Origin of the sequence: Kitasatospora sp. NPDC001603 (assembly GCF_040298365.1) — a bacterium.
Taxonomy (GTDB): domain Bacteria; phylum Actinomycetota; class Actinomycetes; order Streptomycetales; family Streptomycetaceae; genus Kitasatospora.
The window spans coordinates 1-19,753 of the sequence record NZ_JBEPAA010000038.1; the positions used below are offsets into that span (position 1 = coordinate 1).

General features: G+C 70.0%; 17 protein-coding genes and 4 pseudogenes. 12 read left to right on the plus strand and 9 right to left on the minus strand.

The genetic code is table 11. The annotated features are described in order from the left end of the window. Together ABT263_RS23045 and ABT263_RS23050 are read left to right on the plus strand one after the other, a co-directional pair. Positions 1-306: integrase core domain-containing protein (locus tag ABT263_RS23045; RefSeq protein WP_352292795.1), on the plus strand; the 306-nt coding region annotated here is incomplete at its 5' end. Between the two features lie 39 nt (positions 307-345). After that, positions 346-2,190 carry a tyrosine-type recombinase/integrase gene (locus ABT263_RS23050; protein WP_352292797.1) on the plus strand — a complete coding sequence of 615 codons (1,845 nt, stop codon included), beginning with the start codon at positions 346-348 and terminating at the stop codon, positions 2,188-2,190. A 23-nt stretch (positions 2,191-2,213) separates the two neighbouring features. Here the strand turns inward: ABT263_RS23050 and ABT263_RS23055 are convergent, their stop codons facing one another. Beyond that, positions 2,214-2,489, minus strand: coding sequence for a hypothetical protein (locus tag ABT263_RS23055; protein ID WP_352292799.1), 276 nt, complete (start codon positions 2,487-2,489; stop codon positions 2,214-2,216). After that, a complete protein-coding gene (locus ABT263_RS23060; RefSeq protein WP_352292801.1) occupies positions 2,486-3,172 on the minus strand; it encodes a DUF6000 family protein in 687 nt (228 codons plus the stop codon). Before ABT263_RS23060 ends, ABT263_RS23055 begins: the two co-directional genes overlap by 4 nt. 154 nt (positions 3,173-3,326) lie before the next feature. Between ABT263_RS23060 and ABT263_RS23065 the strand changes: the two genes are divergently transcribed. Together ABT263_RS23065 and ABT263_RS23070 are read left to right on the plus strand one after the other, a co-directional pair. Beyond that, entirely contained in the window at positions 3,327-3,470 is a 144-nt protein-coding gene (locus ABT263_RS23065; RefSeq protein WP_352292803.1) for a hypothetical protein, read from the plus strand. Then, a complete protein-coding gene (locus ABT263_RS23070; RefSeq protein ID WP_352292805.1) occupies positions 3,460-3,900 on the plus strand; it encodes a DUF6262 family protein in 441 nt (146 codons plus the stop codon). Before ABT263_RS23065 ends, ABT263_RS23070 begins: the two co-directional genes overlap by 11 nt. A gap of 689 nt (positions 3,901-4,589) precedes the next feature. Here ABT263_RS23070 and ABT263_RS23075 read toward each other — a convergent pair. Next, positions 4,590-4,715: pseudogene (locus ABT263_RS23075) on the minus strand (IS5 family transposase); the annotation flags it as partial. On the opposite strand from ABT263_RS23075, the gene ABT263_RS23080 reads away from it, so the two are divergent. The 4 genes from ABT263_RS23080 (at position 4,675) to ABT263_RS23095 (ending at position 8,179) form a co-directional block, all read left to right on the plus strand. Next, positions 4,675-6,306 carry an IS1182 family transposase gene (locus tag ABT263_RS23080; RefSeq protein ID WP_352292917.1) on the plus strand — a complete coding sequence of 544 codons (1,632 nt, stop codon included), beginning with the start codon at positions 4,675-4,677 and terminating at the stop codon, positions 6,304-6,306. The pseudogene ABT263_RS23075 and the gene ABT263_RS23080 sit on opposite strands and share 41 nt — an antisense overlap. A gap of 545 nt (positions 6,307-6,851) precedes the next feature. Then, a complete protein-coding gene (locus ABT263_RS23085; protein ID WP_352292807.1) occupies positions 6,852-7,361 on the plus strand; it encodes a hypothetical protein in 510 nt (169 codons plus the stop codon). Between the two features lie 5 nt (positions 7,362-7,366). Continuing rightward, entirely contained in the window at positions 7,367-7,597 is a 231-nt protein-coding gene (locus tag ABT263_RS23090) for an e9imm peptide (RefSeq protein WP_352292809.1), read from the plus strand. A 366-nt stretch (positions 7,598-7,963) separates the two neighbouring features. Next, complete coding sequence (locus tag ABT263_RS23095) at positions 7,964-8,179, plus strand: DUF6199 family natural product biosynthesis protein (protein WP_352292811.1); 216 nt, start codon at positions 7,964-7,966, stop codon at positions 8,177-8,179. A gap of 227 nt (positions 8,180-8,406) precedes the next feature. Here ABT263_RS23095 and ABT263_RS23100 read toward each other — a convergent pair whose 3' ends face one another. Then, complete coding sequence (locus tag ABT263_RS23100; RefSeq protein ID WP_352292919.1) at positions 8,407-9,381, minus strand: zinc-binding dehydrogenase; 975 nt, start codon at positions 9,379-9,381, stop codon at positions 8,407-8,409. A 98-nt stretch (positions 9,382-9,479) separates the two neighbouring features. On the opposite strand from ABT263_RS23100, the gene ABT263_RS23105 reads away from it, so the two are divergent. After that, on the plus strand, positions 9,480-10,115 hold the full coding sequence (locus ABT263_RS23105; RefSeq protein ID WP_352292813.1) for a TetR/AcrR family transcriptional regulator: 636 nt from the start codon (positions 9,480-9,482) through the stop codon (positions 10,113-10,115). Positions 10,116-10,732: 617 nt separating this feature from the next. Here the strand turns inward: ABT263_RS23105 and ABT263_RS23115 are convergent. Beyond that, a pseudogene (locus ABT263_RS23115) lies at positions 10,733-11,691 on the minus strand (IS3 family transposase); the annotation flags it as partial. Positions 11,692-12,392: 701 nt separating this feature from the next. Beyond that, the gene (locus tag ABT263_RS23120; RefSeq protein ID WP_352292819.1) at positions 12,393-14,933 is read right to left on the minus strand and encodes a DUF7617 domain-containing protein; all 2,541 of its coding nucleotides are present in this window, start codon (positions 14,931-14,933) and stop codon (positions 12,393-12,395) included. Positions 14,934-15,376: 443 nt separating this feature from the next. On the opposite strand from ABT263_RS23120, the gene ABT263_RS23125 reads away from it, so the two are divergent. Continuing rightward, the gene (locus tag ABT263_RS23125; protein WP_352292821.1) at positions 15,377-15,898 is read left to right on the plus strand and encodes a hypothetical protein; all 522 of its coding nucleotides are present in this window, start codon (positions 15,377-15,379) and stop codon (positions 15,896-15,898) included. A gap of 607 nt (positions 15,899-16,505) precedes the next feature. On the opposite strand, the gene ABT263_RS23130 is transcribed toward ABT263_RS23125, so the two are convergent. Next, positions 16,506-17,387 carry an SCO6745 family protein gene (locus ABT263_RS23130; protein WP_352292823.1) on the minus strand — a complete coding sequence of 294 codons (882 nt, stop codon included), beginning with the start codon at positions 17,385-17,387 and terminating at the stop codon, positions 16,506-16,508. A 33-nt stretch (positions 17,388-17,420) separates the two neighbouring features. Beyond that, a pseudogene (locus ABT263_RS23135) lies at positions 17,421-17,768 on the minus strand (YbhB/YbcL family Raf kinase inhibitor-like protein); the annotation flags it as partial. Here ABT263_RS23135 and ABT263_RS23140 point away from each other — a divergent pair. Further along, positions 17,767-18,288, plus strand: a pseudogene (locus tag ABT263_RS23140) (GntR family transcriptional regulator); the annotation flags it as partial. The pseudogenes ABT263_RS23135 and ABT263_RS23140 overlap by 2 nt on opposite strands. A 229-nt stretch (positions 18,289-18,517) precedes the next feature. Here the strand turns inward: ABT263_RS23140 and ABT263_RS23145 are convergent. Then, positions 18,518-18,766, minus strand: coding sequence for a helix-turn-helix transcriptional regulator (locus tag ABT263_RS23145; RefSeq protein WP_352292921.1), 249 nt, complete (start codon positions 18,764-18,766; stop codon positions 18,518-18,520). A 121-nt stretch (positions 18,767-18,887) separates the two neighbouring features. Here ABT263_RS23145 and map point away from each other — a divergent pair, with 121 nt between their 5' ends. Beyond that, a complete protein-coding gene (map, locus tag ABT263_RS23150) occupies positions 18,888-19,670 on the plus strand; it encodes a type I methionyl aminopeptidase (RefSeq protein WP_352292825.1) in 783 nt (260 codons plus the stop codon). Positions 19,671-19,753: the final 83 nt, after the last annotated feature.

Sequence of the window (19,753 nt, forward strand, 5' to 3'; positions counted from 1 at the left end):
GATCGCGGCAGCGAATACACATCGAGTGAATTCCGCAGTGAGATAAGCAAGTTGGACATGAGGCAGTCGATGGGGAGAGTTGGCTCCTGTTACGATAACGCCGCCGCCGAGAGCTTCTTCGCCGTGCTGAAGGAGGAGATCGGCGTTCGGGTCTGGCCTGACCGCGCCAGCGCCCGCGCGGAGGTCTTCGCGTTCATCGAGACCTTCTACAACCGCAGGCGCCTACGCAGGCACCCTGAGTGGGGATACCTCACGCCCCTCGAGATCCGCCAGCGGCACCTGCAAGGTCACACCCTCGCGGCGTAGACGGAGAGTGTCCAGCCGCAGGGTGGAGCTTCAGACTGCGTGGAGCTGGTCGACACCCAACGGCGGGTCCACGTCCGCGGCGGACAGCACAAGGTCGACTTCTACCTGCGGCTGCGGACTCTGGGCATCTTCCCCGACGACGCCCCGGCCACGATCCGGGCGTTCGGACAGGCCCTGGGTCAGCTGAGCATCGAGGAGCTCGTGGACCGCTACCCGATCCGGTGCCGCCCGATCCGGGATCTGCTGGTCGACTACCTCCGCGAGCGGCAGCCCTCGCTGGACTTCGCCAGCTTGGACGCGATCTCGCGGACGTTGGCAGGGCTGTTCTGGACGCGGGTCGAAGCGCTGTCACCGGGCATCGACACGCTCTTGCTGCCGCCGGCGCTGGCCCGCGCCTGGAAGGAAGACCTGAGCACCAAGCGACGCACCAGCACCGGTCCCGACGGGACGACGGTCGAGATCGCCAGCCCCCGGCTCAACGCCAAGGACGAGCTGATGCGGGTGCGAGCCTTCTATCTCGACCTCGCCCACTGGGCCACGGAGGAACCGGCCCGCTGGGGACCGTGGGTCGTCCGCTGTCCGATCAGCGATGACGAGATCCGCAAGGCCAAGGAGCGCAAGCACCGCAAGGCACGGATGGATCAGCGCACCCGCGAGCGCCTTCCCGTGCTCCCCGTCCTGGTCAGCATCGCCAACCGCCGCAGGCTCGCGGCCGCCGAGTTGCTCCGGACTGCGCAGGCCACCGAGCCCGGGACGGTGATCCCCGGCACCGAAGGATCGCTTCGCCGAGCCGTCACATCCAAGGCCGCGGGACACCTCACCTGGGCCGAGGAAACCTCCACCGGGCGACGCCGGAACCTCTCCTTCGAGGAGGAGGAAGCATTCTGGGCGTTCGCCGCCGTCGAGGTCCTTCGCCTGACGGGCATCCGCAACGAAGAGCTCTTGGAGCTGACCCACCACAGCATCACCCAATACCGGCTCCCGGCTACCGGCGAGATCGTTCCGTTGCTCCAGATCGCCCCGTCCAAGACCGACACCGAGCGCCTCCTGCTGGTCAGCCCGGAACTGGCGGACGTCCTGTCAGCCATCGTCCGCAGGCTACGCGGCCCCGCCGGAGCGATCCCGCTGGCCCCGTTCTACGACGTCCGTGAGAAGGTCTGGAACCCGCCGATGCCGCTGCTGTTCCAGAGGCAGATCGGAACCGAGCACCGAGCCTTCACCCCCACGTTCCTGCGCACGTTGCTGATCGGCGCGATCACGGCCACCGGGCTCACCGACCCCGCCGGCGCACCGCTCACGATCTCCCCGCACGACTTCAGGAGGATCTTCGTCACCGACGCCATCATGAACGGCCTCCCACCGCACATCGCCCAAGTGATCTGCGGACACAAGAACATCGATACAACGATGGGCTACAAAGCCGTCTACCCGGCCGAGACGATCGAGGCGCACAGGGCGTTCATCGCCCGCCGCCGGTCCACCCGGCCCAGCGAAGAATACCGAACTCCCACCGAGGAGGAGTGGGATGCCTTCCTCGCGCACTTCGAGAAGCGCAAGGTGTCCATCGGCACCTGCGGCCGCGCATTTTCCACCCCGTGTGTTCATGAGCACGCTTGTGTCAGATGTGCACTCCTCAGGCCGGACCCGGACCAACGCTCCCGCATCGAGGAGATCCGCGACAACCTCATCGCCCGCATCGCCGAAGCCGAACGCGAAGGCTGGCTCGGCGAGGTCGAAGGACTCAAGGTCAGCCTTGCCGGCGCCGAGGACAAGCTCGCCCAGGTCGACGCACTCGTCAAGAGACAGTCGATCGCTGTCGAACTCGGTATGCCGGGCGTCCGCCAGCCGGCAGGCACCACAGAGGCCAGGAGAGCAACGCCGTGATCGAAGCAAGTGCCGAACGAAGATCAAAACGGAACAGACAACCCGGCTTCGCGCAGCAGGACCAGGGCGGCGGACATGCACTGCTGCACGGTTCTCCCATCAGCGCGCATGCCGTGCTCCAGGGGACCTCCGCTGGCGGCGAACGTCCACGCTGGCGCGTTATCAGCCACCCGCTCCGCGTCCACCCTGATCATGGCATTCACGCCCTGCTCGCCCAGCCATTCCAGGATGAGCAGCGTCACGTCCTCGATGCCACCATCCTGGTCAATCTTTGGCCAGCGACCCTGGTTTCCTGTCATTCCCCAGACTCTACCGAGGAGTCCGAAGCAGTCGGCGTCCAGCGGTCAGGCCGGGAGGACCAGCGCCTGGTTTCCATTCTGGCGAAGAGTTCAGCGCACTCACTGGCGAAGGAACAGAGCTGGTCCACGACCTGCCGGTACTCCTGCGGATCCCGCACCATGTTCGACGTGGCATCGGTCCACTGCTGCCACAGGCCACCGGCGGCAAGGTATCGGGACGCTCGCTCGGTCCCAAGGACGGCATCCAGGTGAAGCAGTGTGCTGAGAGCAAAGGTCTGGTCCCAGACGAGGTCGGGTTGAGGCAAGTAGCGATCAAGGTATCTGCAGACCAGATCGGCGTCCGCGCTGGTGCCGAAAGTGGCAAGAGTGATGCAGTACGACCCGCCGTAGGGGCCTCCGCTGGCCAGCAGGAGTTCGCCGATGCGGCTGCGGAACTCGGTCCTGCCGGCCACGGCAACCAGCCAGGAGGCAGTCCTGCACTCTCGCCACCCGCCCTCGAAAAGGATGCCGAGTTCAGCGGGAGTGATCTCCCCGGCAGCCTGGACCAGCTCCCTCACGAACAACTCGCGCTCAGGCCCGCTCAACCGCAGCGAGCTTCCACCCAGCCGCAGGTACCGGCGGCCGGGCGTGACGAATCGTCGGACCAGGTCCATCAGCTCGGGGTCGGTGTTGGCATAGCGCATGGCTGCATCTTTGCCCGGCGAGGACCCAGCTGCCAGCGATTTACACAGAGCCTCGATTGGCGATCGCTAGTTCAGAGAAGCCTGCCTGACCTGCCCAGTCTTCCTCACCGGACCCGAGTTCCTGCCCGAGCTTCGCGAACAGCGCACCCGCACATTGACGCTGATCGACCACGCGAAGAGCTGCGGCCACACCCGCGTCGCCGAGATGAACCAGCAGGTCACCGACAACCTCGACCACATGATCCGCGAGCTGGAAGACAGCCAGGCCGAACACGAGGAGACCGCGGATGCCAGCTGACAACTCCCACCTGATCGTCGACGCAGCCCGCCGACGGGCCGCGTCGACCCGCCGACGCGCGACCTCGGCCCTGCGGCGGATGGATGCGACCGGCACCGTGATCACCTTCGAGGCAGTCGCCCGCGAGGCGGGTGTCTCCCGGTCCTGGCTCTACAACCAGCCGGACCTGAGAGCCGAGATCGAACGTCTCCGAGCCCGGCATCGCCCCGTCCCCGCTGCCCGGCCGGTTCCCGACCGGCAGCGGGCCTCCGAAGCATCCCTGCTGCGGCGTCTGGAAGCCACCACCGAGCGCAACCGGCAGCTGGAGGCCGAGAACCGCGAGCTCAGGCAGGCCCTGGCCCTGGCGTTGGGCGAACGCCGCACGGCCGAGGTCTGCGGCACCCGCGCCACGGCGACGTCACCAGCCGCAAGAGCGATCGGCCCGTGCTGAGAAGCTGACGCACCAGCATCGCGACCGCAGCTGTTCCCGCAGCCAACCCGGGAGGTCGGCGAGGATACGCGGTCGACGAGGGGACGCTGTTACGGCACTATCCGGGGCAAGGCCCGATGATGAGGAGCACGATGATAAGCCAGGGCGTGAAGATCACAACACGATGCGAAGCCTGCGGCGGTGTGCTGATACTCGACACCGGCCAGCACATCGGAGGCGGACGCCTGTGGTGGGGAACCGAGGGGGCCTGCCAATCCTGCCCCGTCGCCTGGTGCGAGCAGGACTTCGGCGACGCGACTCCGGAGGCGATCCGCCAGGCCCTCCTCGCGGAACACGGACCCGCCCGGCTCCGGCTGACAGCGCCCGAGGCGAGTGCAGTGCCCGTCCTTCGCGCCCTTCGAGAGATGCACGGCCTATCACTGGCACAAGCACGTTCTATGGCACACGAGTTGAAGACGACCGGCCTCGCGGGCACGTTCGTCGAGATGGAACTCGTAGCCTCCCGGCTCCGACACCATTCCGTCGGAGTGACAGTCGAGACATCGTCCGGCTGACTGCCCGGAGCGAGCGACACGCCGGGCGACACAATCTCCGCAGCAGGAAAGGTCCCCCAACCCTCCGCGTCGAGGACACCGTCCACAACGCATTGTCCCTGGTCAGCCTCATCCTCATCGCGATGGCTCAAGATAACGGCCGTTGACCTTCTTCCCGCCGTCGAATCCCCGCGTGGCGGCCGGCACGGACGCGGCGCCCTTCACCGACTGCGCGTCGATGATGCCTGCGGTCGGCTCCGGATCGCGGCCCGCCGCCTCGCGGACCCGGTCCCGCAGCCGGTCGCGGAACTTCGCGGGCTGGTACCCGCGCGACGGACGCCCTGGCATCTCACCTGCCCAGCTGGCCACCGTCTGCGTGCTGCAGTTCCTCCTCGGCCTGTCGGACCGACAGGCAGCGGAAGCGGTCCGCTGCCGCATCGACTTCAAATACGCCCTGGCCATGGAACTGGACGATCCCGGCTTCCACCACAGCGTGCTGGCCGACTTCCGCGAACGCCTGGTCCAGGACGACCGCGCCGACCGTCTCCTCGATCTGGCACTCGCGCGTCTCAAGGAGGCCGGACTCGTGCGCGAGCGCACCACCCAACGCACCGACTCCACCCACGTCCTGGCCGCAGTCCGCGAACTGACCAGGCTGGAGCTGGTCACCGAGGCGGTCCGTGCCGCGCTCGAAGAAGTGGCCCGCACCGCTTCGCACCTGCTGACCGGCCTGGTCAACGAGGAGTGGGGGCGCCGCTACGGCCGTCCGGTCCGGCTGGGCAAAAACCCGACCCGTCCCAAAACCCGGATCCTCGCCGCCGGCGACGACGCCTGCCGACTGCTGGAGCACCTCCAGCGACGCGAGTCGCAGTACCGCCCTGGCCCGCAGGCCGAGGCGCTGCGGAGGATCGTCGTGCAGAACTACTACCGCGACGCGGCGGGCCGCCTGCGCTGGCGCACCGCCGACGACGGTGGCCTGCCGCCCTCCTCGACGGCGATCGTCTCCCCCTACGACACCACGGCGCGATACGTCCGTCACGGGCACATCATCAGCTGGAAGGGGTTCGCCGCGCATGTCACCGAAACTTGCGCCCTGGACAGCGTCAACGTGATCACGGACGTGGCCACCACCTCGGCCGCCACGAACGACGGCCAGGCCCTGCCCGGCATCCACGCCCGCCTGGCACGTCGCGCACTGCTGCCCGCCGAGCACCTGGTCGACGGCGGCTACACCTCACTGGTCCACCTGGAACGAGCCACCCGCGAACACCAGGTCACCGTCAGCGGGCCGCTGCCGGGCAACCCCACCCGCCAGCACCGCCGCAACGAGGGCTTCGGCCGGGACGACTTCCACATCGACTTCGACCGCCGACAGGTCACCTGCCCCCGAGGCCAGGTCAGCGCCGGCTGGCACGGCCCCTACCCGACCTCCTCACCCACTGCGGCACCACTGATCGTGGCGCGGTTCACCAAGACCCAGTGCCAGCCATGTCCCGCCCGCCCCCGGTGCACGAGCACTGGTGACGCCCGGAACGTGGGATTTCCCCCGCGAGAACTCCTCGACCTGCAGAGCCGCGTCCGCGCCGAGCAGCAGACACCCGGCTGGAAGGCCCGCTACGCGGTCCGCTCCGGCATCGAGGGCACCATCAACGAGTTCGCCCACGGACACGCCATGCGCCGCTGCCGCTACCGAGGACTGCCGAAAGCCCACCTGCAACACGTCCTCACAGCCATCGCCGTGAACATCGAACGGCTCAGCGGTCGGCCAGACACCGAGGAAGTCCCCTCGCCGAGATCACCGACCGCCTTCCAGACCTACCTGGACGAGAACGACATCCCCCGTCCGAAGTCCTGGCGAACCCTCGGCACTTGAGCGCGATCGTCCAAGATCCCCGACAGAGTCAAGCTAAGGGCCGGGCCGCATCGACCGCCGACCTTGCAACCGGGTACCTCACCGGGACACCAGTGCGTGCGGCCGTTGAGGAGCGCGGCGACGGACCAGTTGTCCTGGCGGCTGTCATCGAGGAGATGACTGCCCGCTTGGGACCGGGGCCAGTCACCGCCCCGATGACCGCGTACGTCTTCCGCGCTGCGGCCTGAACACATGACGCGCCCGGCCCGAGGATGGGCGTGAGTCGGCGTCGATGTATCGCCCGGGCGGCGGGCCGCGCCGGCGACCTTCAGCTGCTGACGGAGGCGGCCACCGCTTCGTGCTCCTGGGACGAGGCCCATAACCAGCGGCCCCCGCAACAGGCCACCCTGAACTGGCTGCGCACCCTGAGAGGCTCCGGGGCTGCGGAGGTCGCAGACGTGCTGCGCCGATTCGGAGGCGGCCAGCCACCTCCAGGACCTGACCTCCGAGTCGGGCGTCGACATGGCGATCCGCTCGGCCGTCCACCCCATCCCTCCGGAGCAGCGATGACCATCCCCGTGCCACCGCTCGCCCATCGGAGGCTGGCGCCGTGGGCGCGGCCGCGCGCGTGGCTGAAGTCGAGGGCCGCCGTGCTGGCCCTGCCTCGCTCCCGGCGCTGCCTCATCCTCACCGTGCACGACGTGCGCACCGACGTGCCGCCGGGGACGCCGTTCCACGTCTTACTCAACGGCCCGAGCAGCGACTTCGATCCGGAGGGCCCCTACCTCGTCGGCTGGACCTCCTTCTTCGGGGCGGCCGAGGTCGACAGCGGGCCCGAGCACGGCGGCGGCCACGACATCCACTTCGACGTTGCCGAGCAGGTCCAGCGGCTCCAGGACCAGGCGCTGCTGCGGACGGTCCGCTCACGGTCTCGATCGTGGCGCGCCCGAGGGTGCCGAGGCCGCCCCGGGAGCGCCCACGGCCGGGCCGCACCCCAGCTTCGAGAACGTCAGCCTCACCAACATCTGACAGCTGTCCGGCCGACGTTGCGGGTCGATAGGCTCCCCTTCGCCTGAAAGGGGTGACCGCAGTGGTGATGGCTCGCGAGACCGCCGTGGCGATGGTGCAGAAGGACACGGACGCGGACTACGCCACCGACGCCGAACTTGCCCAGGCCTTGGCGGCGTTGGACAGGGCCTTCGGATGCCCAAGCGGCTCTGTCAGCGACTTGGTCTTCTGGCCGAAGGGACCGGCACCAACGGCTGCGGAGGTTGTCGATCAGGCTCTGGAGTACCGGCCCTTTGCACTCTGAGGACGGTCTTGGGCTCGACGCCGGACGACCACGGCTGCTGCGCCGCGGAACGTCCTCCCGCCTCCCCGGGCGCCGGCCGTTCCGTGCCCGCTGGTCACCGGTCCGCCGAGGGGCACCCGTCGGTCCCGGCGCCTCGCGCACCCGACGACCGCACCGTGCCCCGGAGGAAGCTCCTACCGGCTCATCGGGTCCGTTCTGTCCACGCAGAACGGACCCGATGAGCCGGCGCCCGCCGCCGCGGCGATCATCGCCGGTAGTCGGCGGTGCCTTACGGACTCCCTGTTTCATGCGTGGCCCGCAGGGCAGGCGTCGCATGAGAGAGCGTCAGATGAGAGGGCGCCCACAGCGGCCGGCGAGGGGGGACAGATGTTCATCGTGGTGGCGTGCTTGGTGTTCGCCATGGGGCTTGTTCAGGTACTGCGGCCCCAGCTCGTGCGGGGGGTGAACCGGCGGCTTCAGCGAGGGTGGGTGAAGGACCCCGATGGCGCGGAGCCCACGCGCAGGGGTTACACGATGCAGCGCGTGGTCGGGATCGTGTTCCTCGCTGTTGCCGTATGGATCCTCATCTCCCACCTGAGGTGAGCCCCTGGAGAGCGGCGGTGGCCAGGGGTGGGCGTCAGCGTGCGTGCAGCCTGCCGGGGTGGCCACCAAGGTGGCCCCGAGGAGGCCTGACCTCGACAGCCGCAGCCGGATGCCCCGCCCAGCCGCTACACGCTCCGGGAATGCGTGCCCTGTAGCCAACTTCGACGCTCACCCCTGCGCGGCACATTGGTGCACCAGTAGAACCCACGTCACCGGGCGGCGGTGCGTCACGGTGTCAGGACGACCCGCCCGAAGACCTCGCCGGCATCCATCAGCCGGTGGGCGTCTGCCGCAGCTTCGAGTGGGAGGACGGCATGGACGACGGCGCTGAGGTCACCTCGCACCGCGGCCTCCAACTGGTCGGCGCGTATCCGGGCCAGGTCAGCTCGCGGCACCGTGTCCAGACTGAAGGTCGCGACCGACAGCGACTGCCGGAACCGGCTCAGCAGCGCCGACCCGAAGTCCGCCGGAGGCGGCCCGGCGACGAGGCCGACCAGCACGAGCCGGCCACGGGGTGCGAGCCGCGCGAGGAACGAGGGCAGCGCCGGCCCGGAGACGATGTCGACGATCACATCGAAGCCGGCCGGCTCGGGACCACGCGTACTGTTCCCGTCACGGTCGAGCACGTGTGTCGCGCCGTGCTCCATCAACCGCTCGCCCCGCTCGGCTGAGAACGTGGTCACCGCGACTGCCCGTGCACCGGCCCGGGCCGCGATCTCGACGGCTGCGATGCCGATGCTGCCGGCCGCGCCACGTACCAGCACGGTCTCGCCCTCGGCGAAGTGCGCCTGCTGCAGGGCGAAGTGCGCCACCGGGGCGGCGCTGCCGAGTGTCACCGCATCGACGGGCGTCAGGCCGGCGGGCAGCGGCGTGACGTTCGCGATCCGCGCGACCGCGTACTCGGCGTAGCCGCCGGAAAGGCCGGTGAACGCCCAGACGCGTCGGTTGAGCCACGACGCCTCGACACCCGCTCCCACGGCCGCGACCGTCCCGGCCACCTCACTTCCCGGCACCAGACCGTCGCGAGGCATGGCCGGGCCGAGCGCGCCCAGCGTGCCGCGCCGGATCACCGCGTCGACTCCGCCGACCCCGATCGCCGCGGTCCGGATGACGACCTCACCTGCCCTCGGGCTGGGGACGGGGACATCGACGACCTCCATGCCCTCCGGGCCGCCGAAAGTACGGATCGAGACTGCTCGCATGCATCGCTCCTGACTGGTTAGGGCCGGTTGGCTCCCGTACGATCGAACGTAACGGACGGATCCGTCCACTTGCTGTTGTGAGAGAGATCGCCTGAAGGATGACCCACCTGCTGCGTGTCGACGCGAGGGAGAACCGCGATCGTGTCCTCGCCGCGGCCCGGTCGCTCTTCGCGGAGTCCGGGCTGGGGGTGACGATACGACAGATCGCCCGGCGTGCGGACGTCGGGCCCGCGACCCTCTACCGCCGGTTCCCGACGAAGCAGGACCTGGTGCTTGAGGCGTTCGAGGAGGAGCTCGCCGAGTGCAGCTCGATCGTCTACGACGGCACCGCCGACCCGGATCCGTGGCGCGGGCTCTGCGACGTCATCGAGCGCGCCCTGCTCCTCAACGCGCGCAACCAGGGCTTCACGGACGCGTTCATGTCGGCACACCCCGGCATCGTCGACTTCGAGTCACACCGCGAGGAGTTGGGCCGCGCCGTCTCAACCCTCATCCGCCGCGCGCAAGCTGCGGGCCGGCTGCGTCCGGACTTCGTGCTCGATGACTTCGTCGTCATTCTCCTCGCCGGCCGCGGACTGACCGCCGCGCCCGCCTCCACGCGCGACGCAGCGGCACGACGCCTCGCGGCTTTCATGATCGACGGCCTCCGCGGCGCCGACGCCGAGCCAGGCACCCGTGCCAGTAGCGCCGCGCGAACGGGAAGCTCCGGACCGCGACCCCGACCTCGATCGTGAAGAGCCGCCATGACACCAGCGCCGCGCCGGTGCAGCCACCGCCCCGTCGGGAGTTGGCCGAAACGTCCCGGTAGGGAGCCAGAAGTGCTGGCAACCGGGACCCAGGGCAGAGTTCTCACGTCGGAGTCGCCTCTCCCACCGGGGACCTGACGAAGGGACGCGAGAGCGGCGGCCGCTACTGGACCGGTCGGACCACTGCGGCGGGGACGAGCGGTGAGCACGGCCTGCGCACCGGGACCCGACCGAGCGACCGAGGGCGATGCCGGCTCCGCGCAGGGCCGAGCGAGCGAGCAGGCATGCGGCCCAACCCGAGAGTGGGCACCGGGAGCCGGGCGGGGCTTGGTGCCCACCGTCGGCTCGACCGAGGAAGCGTCATACCAGTGCGGGCGGGGCGGGACCGGATGGTCGCGGGTGACGGGGCTGGTAGAAGGACGCCGAGATTGCTCATGGTCCGGGTCGACGCACGGCGCGGCGCGGTGATCGAGGCAGGCGAAGACGGCGGCGAACCGCCCGGGGGGACCTGCGCCACCGCGTCCCCGTCGCTGGTCCTGGCCGTGCCTCACGCGAGGGGCGAGGTCGGACACTGAGCCTTCCCCCGGGACGTGGACACCGGAGTTTCATGTGGCGAGTGTGATGCTACGGGACGCAGCTGTCTGCTGTTCGAAGTGGACCGAGCTGAGGTAGCCGAGCGTGGAGTGACGCCTTCGGACGTTGTAGAAGGAGATCCAGCGGAACACGTCCAGCCTCACCTCGTGCTGGCTGGAGAGCGCACTCCGTGCATCAACTCCCTCTTCAGCGAGGCGAAGAAGCTCTCCGCGCCGGCGTTGTCGTAACTGGAGCCGACCTTTCCCGTGCTCCGACGGACACCGTGGCGCCGGCAAACTCTCGCGAACTCGGCCGAGCCGTATTGGGCGACCACCTGTCCGAGTGAAAGATCACGCCACCGACACGACCGCCACGGACCGCCACCGCGGCCTCCAGCGCGTCGGTGACCAGCCCGGTGCGCATGTGGTCGGCCAACGACCAGCCCACCAGACGCCGCGAGTGCAGGTCGATGACGGTGGCCAGACACATCCACGACCCGCCGACCGGCAGATACGTGATGTCGGCGACCCACCGGAGATCAGGCCCCGCCGCCGTGAAGTCCCGCCCGATCAAGTCCGGAGCCGTCGGCACGCTCCTGTCCTGGACCGTCGTCCGGCAGCGTTTACGCAGGTGGCGGCCGACGATGCCGTGCTCGCGCATCAGGCGGGCTATCCGCTTGCGATTGACCACCCGGCCCCGAGCCCTCAGCTCGGCATGCACTCTCGGCACCCCGTAAGCGCCCCGGGTCTCCTGGTGGACGTCGCGGATCGCGCGCACGAGTGCGGCCTCGGCCGCCGCCCGATCGGCGCGGGCCCGGGCACCGGCCCGCCAGGCGTAGTACCCAGACCGGGCGGCGCCAAGGACCTCGCACAACCGCTGGACACCGAACTTCACCGGCGTGGGCGGAGATGAAGTCCCAGCGGCGGGCCCTCACTTCTTCTCCCGTGCGAAATACGCCGCTGCCCGGCGCAGGATCTCTTTCTCGACCTGCCCTCGGTAGAGAGCGGATCGACATCCTGCCCGACCGCACCACTCCGACCCTGGTCGCGTGGCTGCGCGAGCACCCCGGGGCCGAATACGTCTGCCGCGACGGCTCCGGCTCCTACGGCCAGGCGATCCGCCAGGCCCTGCCCGAGGCAGTGCAGTGGCACGGTCCGGCCACTCACCCACCATGAGGCTGCCAGCTGTGAGTAGATCGGCACGTCGGCGAAGTGGAAGGCCGCTCTCGCGGCCGGCTCGGGAGCCCTCGCGGGCGTCGTCATGCGCGGGTCGACGGCGGTGGCCAGGGCGCGATCGGCGTCGGTCGGCTCCCGGGTCGCCGGGCGCGACACCCGCTCCTGCTTCCAGGCCGTGGGCAGCGGCTCGACCAAGGCCCGGTGCCCGTCGGACGAATCCGTTGAGTACGGCGTCCGTTTCATCCCCCGATGCCATCATGCACACGACGTGCACGTCAGCCCGAACGACTCCGCACCCGCGAACGGGCGGCACCAGATCATCCAGAAATGGACATACCGCCCTCTAGCGTCTACTCAACCCCAGGCCCGGGAAGACGCTTGGCTGGGACACCCCAGCCAAGCGCTTCTTCGAGCTGCCTGAAGACGATCCCAACCCCCAGCCCCCGCTGCGTTGCGACGAGTTGTTGAATCCACCTGTTCGGGGGCGGGGCGTCGGGCGTACCGATCGGGGGCGTGGTCAGTCCTTGCCGGGCACCGCCAGGATGCAGAGCAGGGAGCAGGCCACCGCCGCGGACGGGGCGGTGGTGGTGGGGGTGGTGCCGGCGGGCGCGTTCGCGGCGACGAAGCTCGCGGAGGCGGTGTTCTTCAGCGGGAGCGCCAGCAGCAGGGAGTCGCAGTAGACGGCGCGGCTGGTGCCGGCCGCGAGGGCGAAGGTGCCGGCGGCCTGCCGGCAGGCGGGCGTGCTGGCGTCGTTGACGGTGACGGACGCGGCGTCGACCGGTCCGGCGTTGCTGACGGTGATCCGCCAGTGCGCGGTGCCGAGCAGCCCCAGCAGTCCCACGGGGCTGGTCTTGGCCCAGGGCCCGGGGCCGCCGGGCAGACAGTCGTGGGAGTTGGCGGAGCCGCAGATCTCCTTCTCCACGGTGACCCGGGGCTGGCAGCCGGTGCCGGGCGCGACCGCGGTGGTGACGGTGTTGGAGGTGAGCGCGCCGTTCGCGTCGCTACCGTTCGCGGTGTTGGTGACGGCGGTGGCGGTGCAGGCGGCCGCGACGGTGGTGCGGAAGCAGACCTGCGGCCCGTCACCCCGGTACTCGACGACCAGGGAGGGGTGGTTGCCGTTGGTGAAGTCCGCGGAGGTGGTCAGCACCAGCTGCGCGGTGACGGTGAGGGCCGGGTGCGCGGTGACGGAGATGCCGGACAGGTCGACCGTGCCGTCCGCGCCGAGCGCCGGGGTCGCGACGGGTGTGCCGTCGGGGTCGGTGACCAGGACCCGGGACGCCGACAGGGTGATGTGCGAGAGGTCGATGTCGGTCAGCCGGACCTTGTCGTAGCCCTGGACGTGGCCGCTCGCGCCGTCGCAGTAGAAGTCGCCGGGTTCGAGGGTGACCGAGGCGCCGCTGTGCACACAGGGGCTGGCGCCGGTCGTCGGGTCGAGCGAGAACAGCACGCCGGCGTCGCCGAGGCCGATCAGGCAACGGGTCGTGGAGTCGTAGCTGTAGCCGTAGTCGCGGGTGTCGCCGCCGTGGGCGCTCGGGTGCCCGGCCGGGAGCGGGAAGCCCGCGCAGGGGCCGCCGGTGGCCCAGTCGTGGCAGACGGTCGCGCCGGCCACCCCGCCGCCCCAGATCGGGAAGTAGCTGCGGGTGCCGGTACCGGTGGTGACGGTCTCGGGGTTGAAGGTCAGCACGTTGCCGGCCAGCGTGCCGAGACTGCTCGGCGCGGCGTGCACGGAGCCGTCCAGGCCGTAGCAGGTGGTCAGGACGTTCGCGCCGCCGACGGTGCTGGTGCAGACGCCGTCGGGGTGCCCGGCGGTGTCGTACGCGGTGTAGGCGTTGTAGGTGTAGTAGTTGGCGTTCGGCCCGGCGGGGTGCTGGGTGTCCCAGCCCGCACAGGCGGTGCGGGCGGCGGTGTCGAAGCAGCCGAGCGCGGGCGGCCCGGGGACGGTGGAGGTGCCGGCCTGCGGCGAGCTGGAGACGAAGACCTTGTCGCCGATCGCCGTGAGCGCGCCGAAGTAGAGCGCGGTGGGCGTGCTCGGCAGGTCACGGTTGCCGGGGGCGACGGGCGCGTACGGTTGGCCGGCGCACGGGGTGCGGGTGGCGAGCGCCAGGCAGAGCACCCGGCCGTTGCTGGCGACGCCGTACAGGTTGTCGCCGGAACGCACCAGGCCCGCGAGGTTGTTGACGCTGCTGGGCGAGCCGCCGGTGGGCGTGAGGGCGGTGAAGCCGCAGTTCGCCTGCGCGTCGAGGTCCAGGCAGCCGACGCCGACCGCGGCGGCGGTGACGGCGGGGTACAGCACCTGGTTCGGGTGCGCGGGGTCGAACACGTACTGCGGGGTGAGCGGGCTGCCGATGTCACCGGTGGCGCCGCTGCCGAGCGGGCCGACGGTGGTGTTCAGCGGCCGCGGCCAGGGGCCGCCGGTGCAGGGCTGACCGGCCGTCAGGCTGAGGCAGACCACCTGCGGGGCGCTACGCGCGGCGTGGTGGTAGATGTTCCAGGACTGGATCTCGCCGGACGCCGTCCGGTGCAGGATCGGGGTGAACCCGTCGCCGCCGGTGGACTGCGCGGTCGGCTGGACGGGGGCGAGCAGCAGCGGGGAGACGCCGGTGCCGACGCCGCGCAGCACCGGGTTCTCGGCCCGGACGGCGGTGGTCGCGGGGCCGGGGTCGGTGGCGCCGAACGTGCTTCCGTCGGTCGACCAGGACGGCGTCCACCCGGGCGGGACCTTCAGCGAACCGGGTACGTACGTCTGGGAGTCGCCCGCGCCCGCGATCGGGTCGGTGACGGCGGCGGGCGCGGCGGCGCCGCCGGAGGTGCCGCCGCGGTAGGTGACGGCCCAGTTCAGGGTGTCGCCGTGCTCGGCGGTGGCGGCGCCCGGGTGGGTGGCGTTCTGCACGGTCTTCACCAGCGCGGACGCCCCGACGGTGGTGTCGGCCGGGCTGGCGCCGGCCCCGGGGGCGACGCCCCCCAGGCCCAGCAGCAGGAGCGCGGAGGTGACGGCGACGGCCGTGGCGGCGCCGAGCGGACGGCGGCCGGTGCGACGGCTTCGGGCGGTGATCGGCATGGGCGGACGCGGGCTTCTCAGCACTGGTTCTCCACCTCTGATCGGCAGTCGAACTGACAGGTCGTCAGTCCGGTCCGTCGATCAGGGTAAAGGTTCGGTAAGTACGGACCGGAGCTACTTTTCATATTGGTCACATAGTGAACGAATATGACTCGACATCTTTCCCCTCGATCGTCCGCACGACCTCCGAGGGCCGATCGTCCCCGAACATCACGTCGATGCCCGCACGCCCTTGGGCCGCTGACGTACGACACCCGCAGCCCGAGCCGCCACACCGTCGGGTGACGTGACTCAGCCAGGCGAGTGACGGAGACGACCGCCGACTGCGCCCCGGGCAGGCCGGTGTTCCATGATCGGTGCCGTCGCCGTCTCCGGCGGATCGTGTGAAACCGTGTCAGTGCCGTGCGATCGGTCCGACCACGGCTGTTCGAGGAGTCCGTCCCATGCGTTCACGAGTCATCGCCCTCATGGCCGCCGCCATCGCGGCCACTTCGGCGCTCACGCAGCCCGCCCACGCCGCCCCCCTCATCGACGGGGTCTACCGGTTCGCGGTCCTCACGGACGGCAAGTGCCTGGTCTGGCCCAAGCTGCACGGACCTGTCGGCACAGTGTCACTGGGCGACTGCACGGACAGCACGTACACCTCGGCGAACTGGCAGGTACAGCAACGGCCCAACGGAACGATGAACGTCTCCGTGCCGAACTCGGCCCCGCGCGGCTGCCTGAGGTTGACGGACGACCACAAGGTGGGGATCAGCGACAACTGCGACCGGTACGCCGAATGGACCGTCTTCTACGGCTCCGCCGGCCCCGGCAGCACGGTGTGGGCCGACATCGAGCACACCCCCGGCGACCGGTCCGCCTCGTGGGGGAAGCTGGTCGACGATCCCGGCGTGACCGGCCGGCTCGTGGTGAGGCCGGCCCCCATCGAGCCGCACCACTGGACCGTGCAGCCAGCCGGCTAGAACACCCCAGTCCCGGTCGCTCGGGGTCGCCTCCGTGCGCCACCGGGCGCGCAGGACGCCGTCCCCGTCGGGCAGCACGGCCGTGAACACGGGACCGCGCCCATCGACGGCCATCGGCAGGACGGCAGGACGGCAGGCACGGACACCGCAGAGCTGGGCGGCCAGTGCCGTGAACTGGGTCTCGTCGGCGACCGTGCTGGCGATCCGGCCGTCCCGGTCCTCCCAGGCGAATTCGACCAGGCCCCGTCCGGGAGGCCGGCCACAACTACGGGGACATCGGTGGAGAGGTCCGGCCAGAGCGCCAGCCGGGCCCGCGGGGCCAACCCGGCGCGCAGCGCATCGAACGTGCCGTCACCGAGCCGGTGCCAGCGGGAGGCATCGTCGACGTGCATCTCCTCCAGGGGCGCCGCCTCGCGCATCGCCACGCACCAGCGCACCCGCTCCCAGACGACGTCGTCGGCCGGACGCTGCTCCCCCGGCTCGTCGAACACCGCCTCGTACAGAACGCCTCCCGTCGAGCATCGTTCTTCGTCAAACTCGTCACTACGGTCTCCGTACGACTTTGTTTGATCTTGCTCTGGGAAAGGACCGTTTATGCGAGATCAGACTATCCGCGAACGGCCTGAAACGTCCCTGCTGCGGTAAATGCGTGGGTGATCGGCGAGATGAGCGAGGCGAAGCGGCGGGCGCCTGCGTTGCCGATCGGTGCCCATAGCGCGGCGCAGTGCCGGTCCGTCTCCACTTCGATGCGCTCGCGCGCCGCACTGCCGGCGTCGGTGACCAGGCCGTGGGAGTCGAGCCAGCCGCGCGCGACGAGGCGTGCCGTCGCCGCGCTCCACTCCTCGTCGTCCCACCGGCGGGTCGCTCGCGCCAGAGCCGTCGGGAGGCGGCCGGTCGCGGTGTGCAGAACGAGACAGTCGCACGGCCCGAGGCCGTTGTCGGCGAGTACGACGAGATGGGCGTCGCCGCGCCACTCGCGCGCCACCGTGATCTGCTGCCAGAGTGCGACGAGAGGATCGGGGGGAAGCCCGACCGAGGCGTTCGCGGCGGCCAGCACTTTACCGGCGTAATCGGCACCGGCGACGACCGGGTCGATCAGCGAGCGCGCCTCGGCAAGGTGGTCGTCGATGAGATGTACGCCGACGCGCAGCATCGCCCGGCCGGCGGCCAGGAAGCGGGCGGCCTGCCACCGCTCGGGCGGCGCGGCGTCCCATACGCCCGCCATGGCCCGCGCTGCCCGCGGGCTGAAGTTGTAGAAGGCCGCGAGCGTGACCTGCCACGGAACCGCGCCCATCGCGGCCGACCGGAAGGCCAGATACGTCGGTCCGCGGTCGGTCACGCCGAGCTCGGCCGCCTCCTCGGCGGTCTCGGGGACGAGATATATGAACAGGTGAGCGGCGCTGATGGCGCGGCTGACATCACGTACGGCGTTCAGGTCCATCGGGCCGTCGCCGGTACGGGCGGGGTCGGGAAGGGCATCGAGGTGCATGGCGGTGGTGTCTCCAGGAGTCGGGTGGCGCTGTCAGGCGCGTGTTCCAGCGGTGGCGGTCAACACCGCGCGTCCAAGGGTGTGACCGGCCATGGTGAAGCCGAGGACGGCCGGTGTGGCATCGGCCGGGACGCCTGTGGAGGGGATGTCGAGGGCGTGCACGACGACGAAGTAACGGTGCGGGCCGTGTCCGGCCGGCGGGGCGGCACCGATGTAGCGGGCCACGCGGGCGTCGTTGGGCAACTGGTAGGCGCCCTCGGGCATCTGTGAGCCGGTGTCGCCACCGGCGCCCTCGGGCAGCTCGGTGACGGTGGCAGGGATGTCGGCGACCGCCCAGTGCCAGAACCCGGACCCTGTGGGGGCGTCGGGGTCGTAGACGGCGCTCGTGCGAGTGGTCGGCGAGGGGCTCGCCGACCGGCTGCCCAACCGCGGTTTCGCCGTCCCGTCCTTCTCCGACCGCCGCTGGCAGGAGATCACGGAAGCCCGTCGGACCGTCGAACCGGTCGTACTGCGCATGTCCATCGAGCGCGGCGACGTCGACTGGGAGGCCCGCGTGCGAGCCGCCCACCATCGCCTGGTGCGCACTCCGGCATTCGCGCCGGAGGAGAGCGAGTACTACACCGGCGCTTGGGCCGAAGCTCACAGAGCCTTCCACCGCACATTGCTGGAGGGGTGTGGCAACCGCGCGCTGCTGGAGACCTTCGACCGGCTGTGGACCCAGAGTGAGCTGGCCCGCCGTTGGTCGGCGCACCGCAATCCCGACCGGGACGGCGCCAAGGAACACCGCCGACTGGAGGAGGCGGCGCTGGCCCGTGACGCCGACACCGCAGCCGCGGTCCTGGTCCAGCACCTCGCTTTGACCGCGGCTGCTCTGACCGACGGTTCAGGCCAGGCCACCTAGGCTTACGCCACGACAGCGAGGTCGAGGTGAGAATTCAAGTCCGGCTCGAACCGGCCGTAGGGGTTCACGTGGGTCGGAGCCGCTTCGAGGGCCTGGGCCCCCGGGCCACAGTGGCGATCGCACCGGCCGGTCTCGTGCACATCGCCGTTCGCCGGTAGCCCTGTGCCGGCGATCTTGACGAGGCCACGACAAGCTCACCGGCCAATGTGTACTTGATGTGGAGTGGGTGTTACGAAACCAGCGATGGATGCCGTGTGACAGGCAGGACCGACTGATCCTCGACGGTTCGCTCCACCTGGTTGATCTCGGCCCAGACGGCGTCAAGAGACAGGCCGAGGGTGTCGGCGATCGCTGCGACGGTCGGGAAGGCGGGGGTGGCCACACGGCCGGATTCGATCTTCCGCAGAGTTTCCGGCGAGAGATGCGAAGCGAGCGCCACGTCCAGCATTGAGCGGCGGCCCCGGGCTCGGCGGAGCAGGGCGCCAAGGCGCTATCCGCGTTCTACCTCGGCGGGGGCGAGCGGCAACCGGACCATGACCCCATTCTAATACCGGTACAGTTAGACCGGTATAGTTATTGGACGTCCATGAGAGGCCCCCATGATCCAGATCCTGAACTCCGCGCAGCTCGAGCGGGCGAGAGACACCGGCGCCCTGGTCGGAAACATCCTGCACACGCTGAAGCAGCGCAGCACGGTCGGGACGAACCTGCTGGACATCGACCAGTGGGCCAAGGAGATGATCACCGAGGCGGAAGCGCAGTCCTGCTACGTCGACTACGCGCCTTCCTTCGGGCGCGGCCCGTTCGGGCACTACATCTGCACGGCCGTGAACGACGGGGTGCTCCACGGGCGGCCTCACAACTACACGCTGGCAGACGGGGATCTGCTGACTCTCGACCTCGCAGTGGCCAGGGGCGGGGTGGCCGCGGACGCCGCGATCAGCTTCCTGGTGGGCAAGGCCAGGCCAGCGGAGAGCGTTGCTATGATCGAGACGACCGAACGTGCACTCGCCGCCGGCATCGCCGCCGCCAAGCCTGGGGCGCGCATCGGCGACCTCTCCCACGCCATCGGCACGGTCCTCAGCAAGGCGGGCTACCCGATCAACACCGAGTTCGGCGGCCACGGCATCGGCTCGACCATGCACCAGGACCCACACGTCGCGAACACCGGACGGCCCGGCCGCGGATACAAGCTGCGCCCCGGACTGCTGCTCGCCCTGGAGCCCTGGGTCATGGCCGACACTGCCACGCTCGTCACAGACGCCGACGGTTGGACGCTGCGCAGCGCGACAGGCTGTCGGACCGCGCACAGCGAGCACACCATCGCCATCACCGACAACGGAGCCGAAGTTCTCACCCTGCCCACGCAGGCACGATCATAAGAGGGCGCCGGGAAGGACAGCAGGATCTCCACGTCGGGATGCTGGGGTAAGTGGCTGTTGTCCTTCCGGCCCTGAGTGCTGCG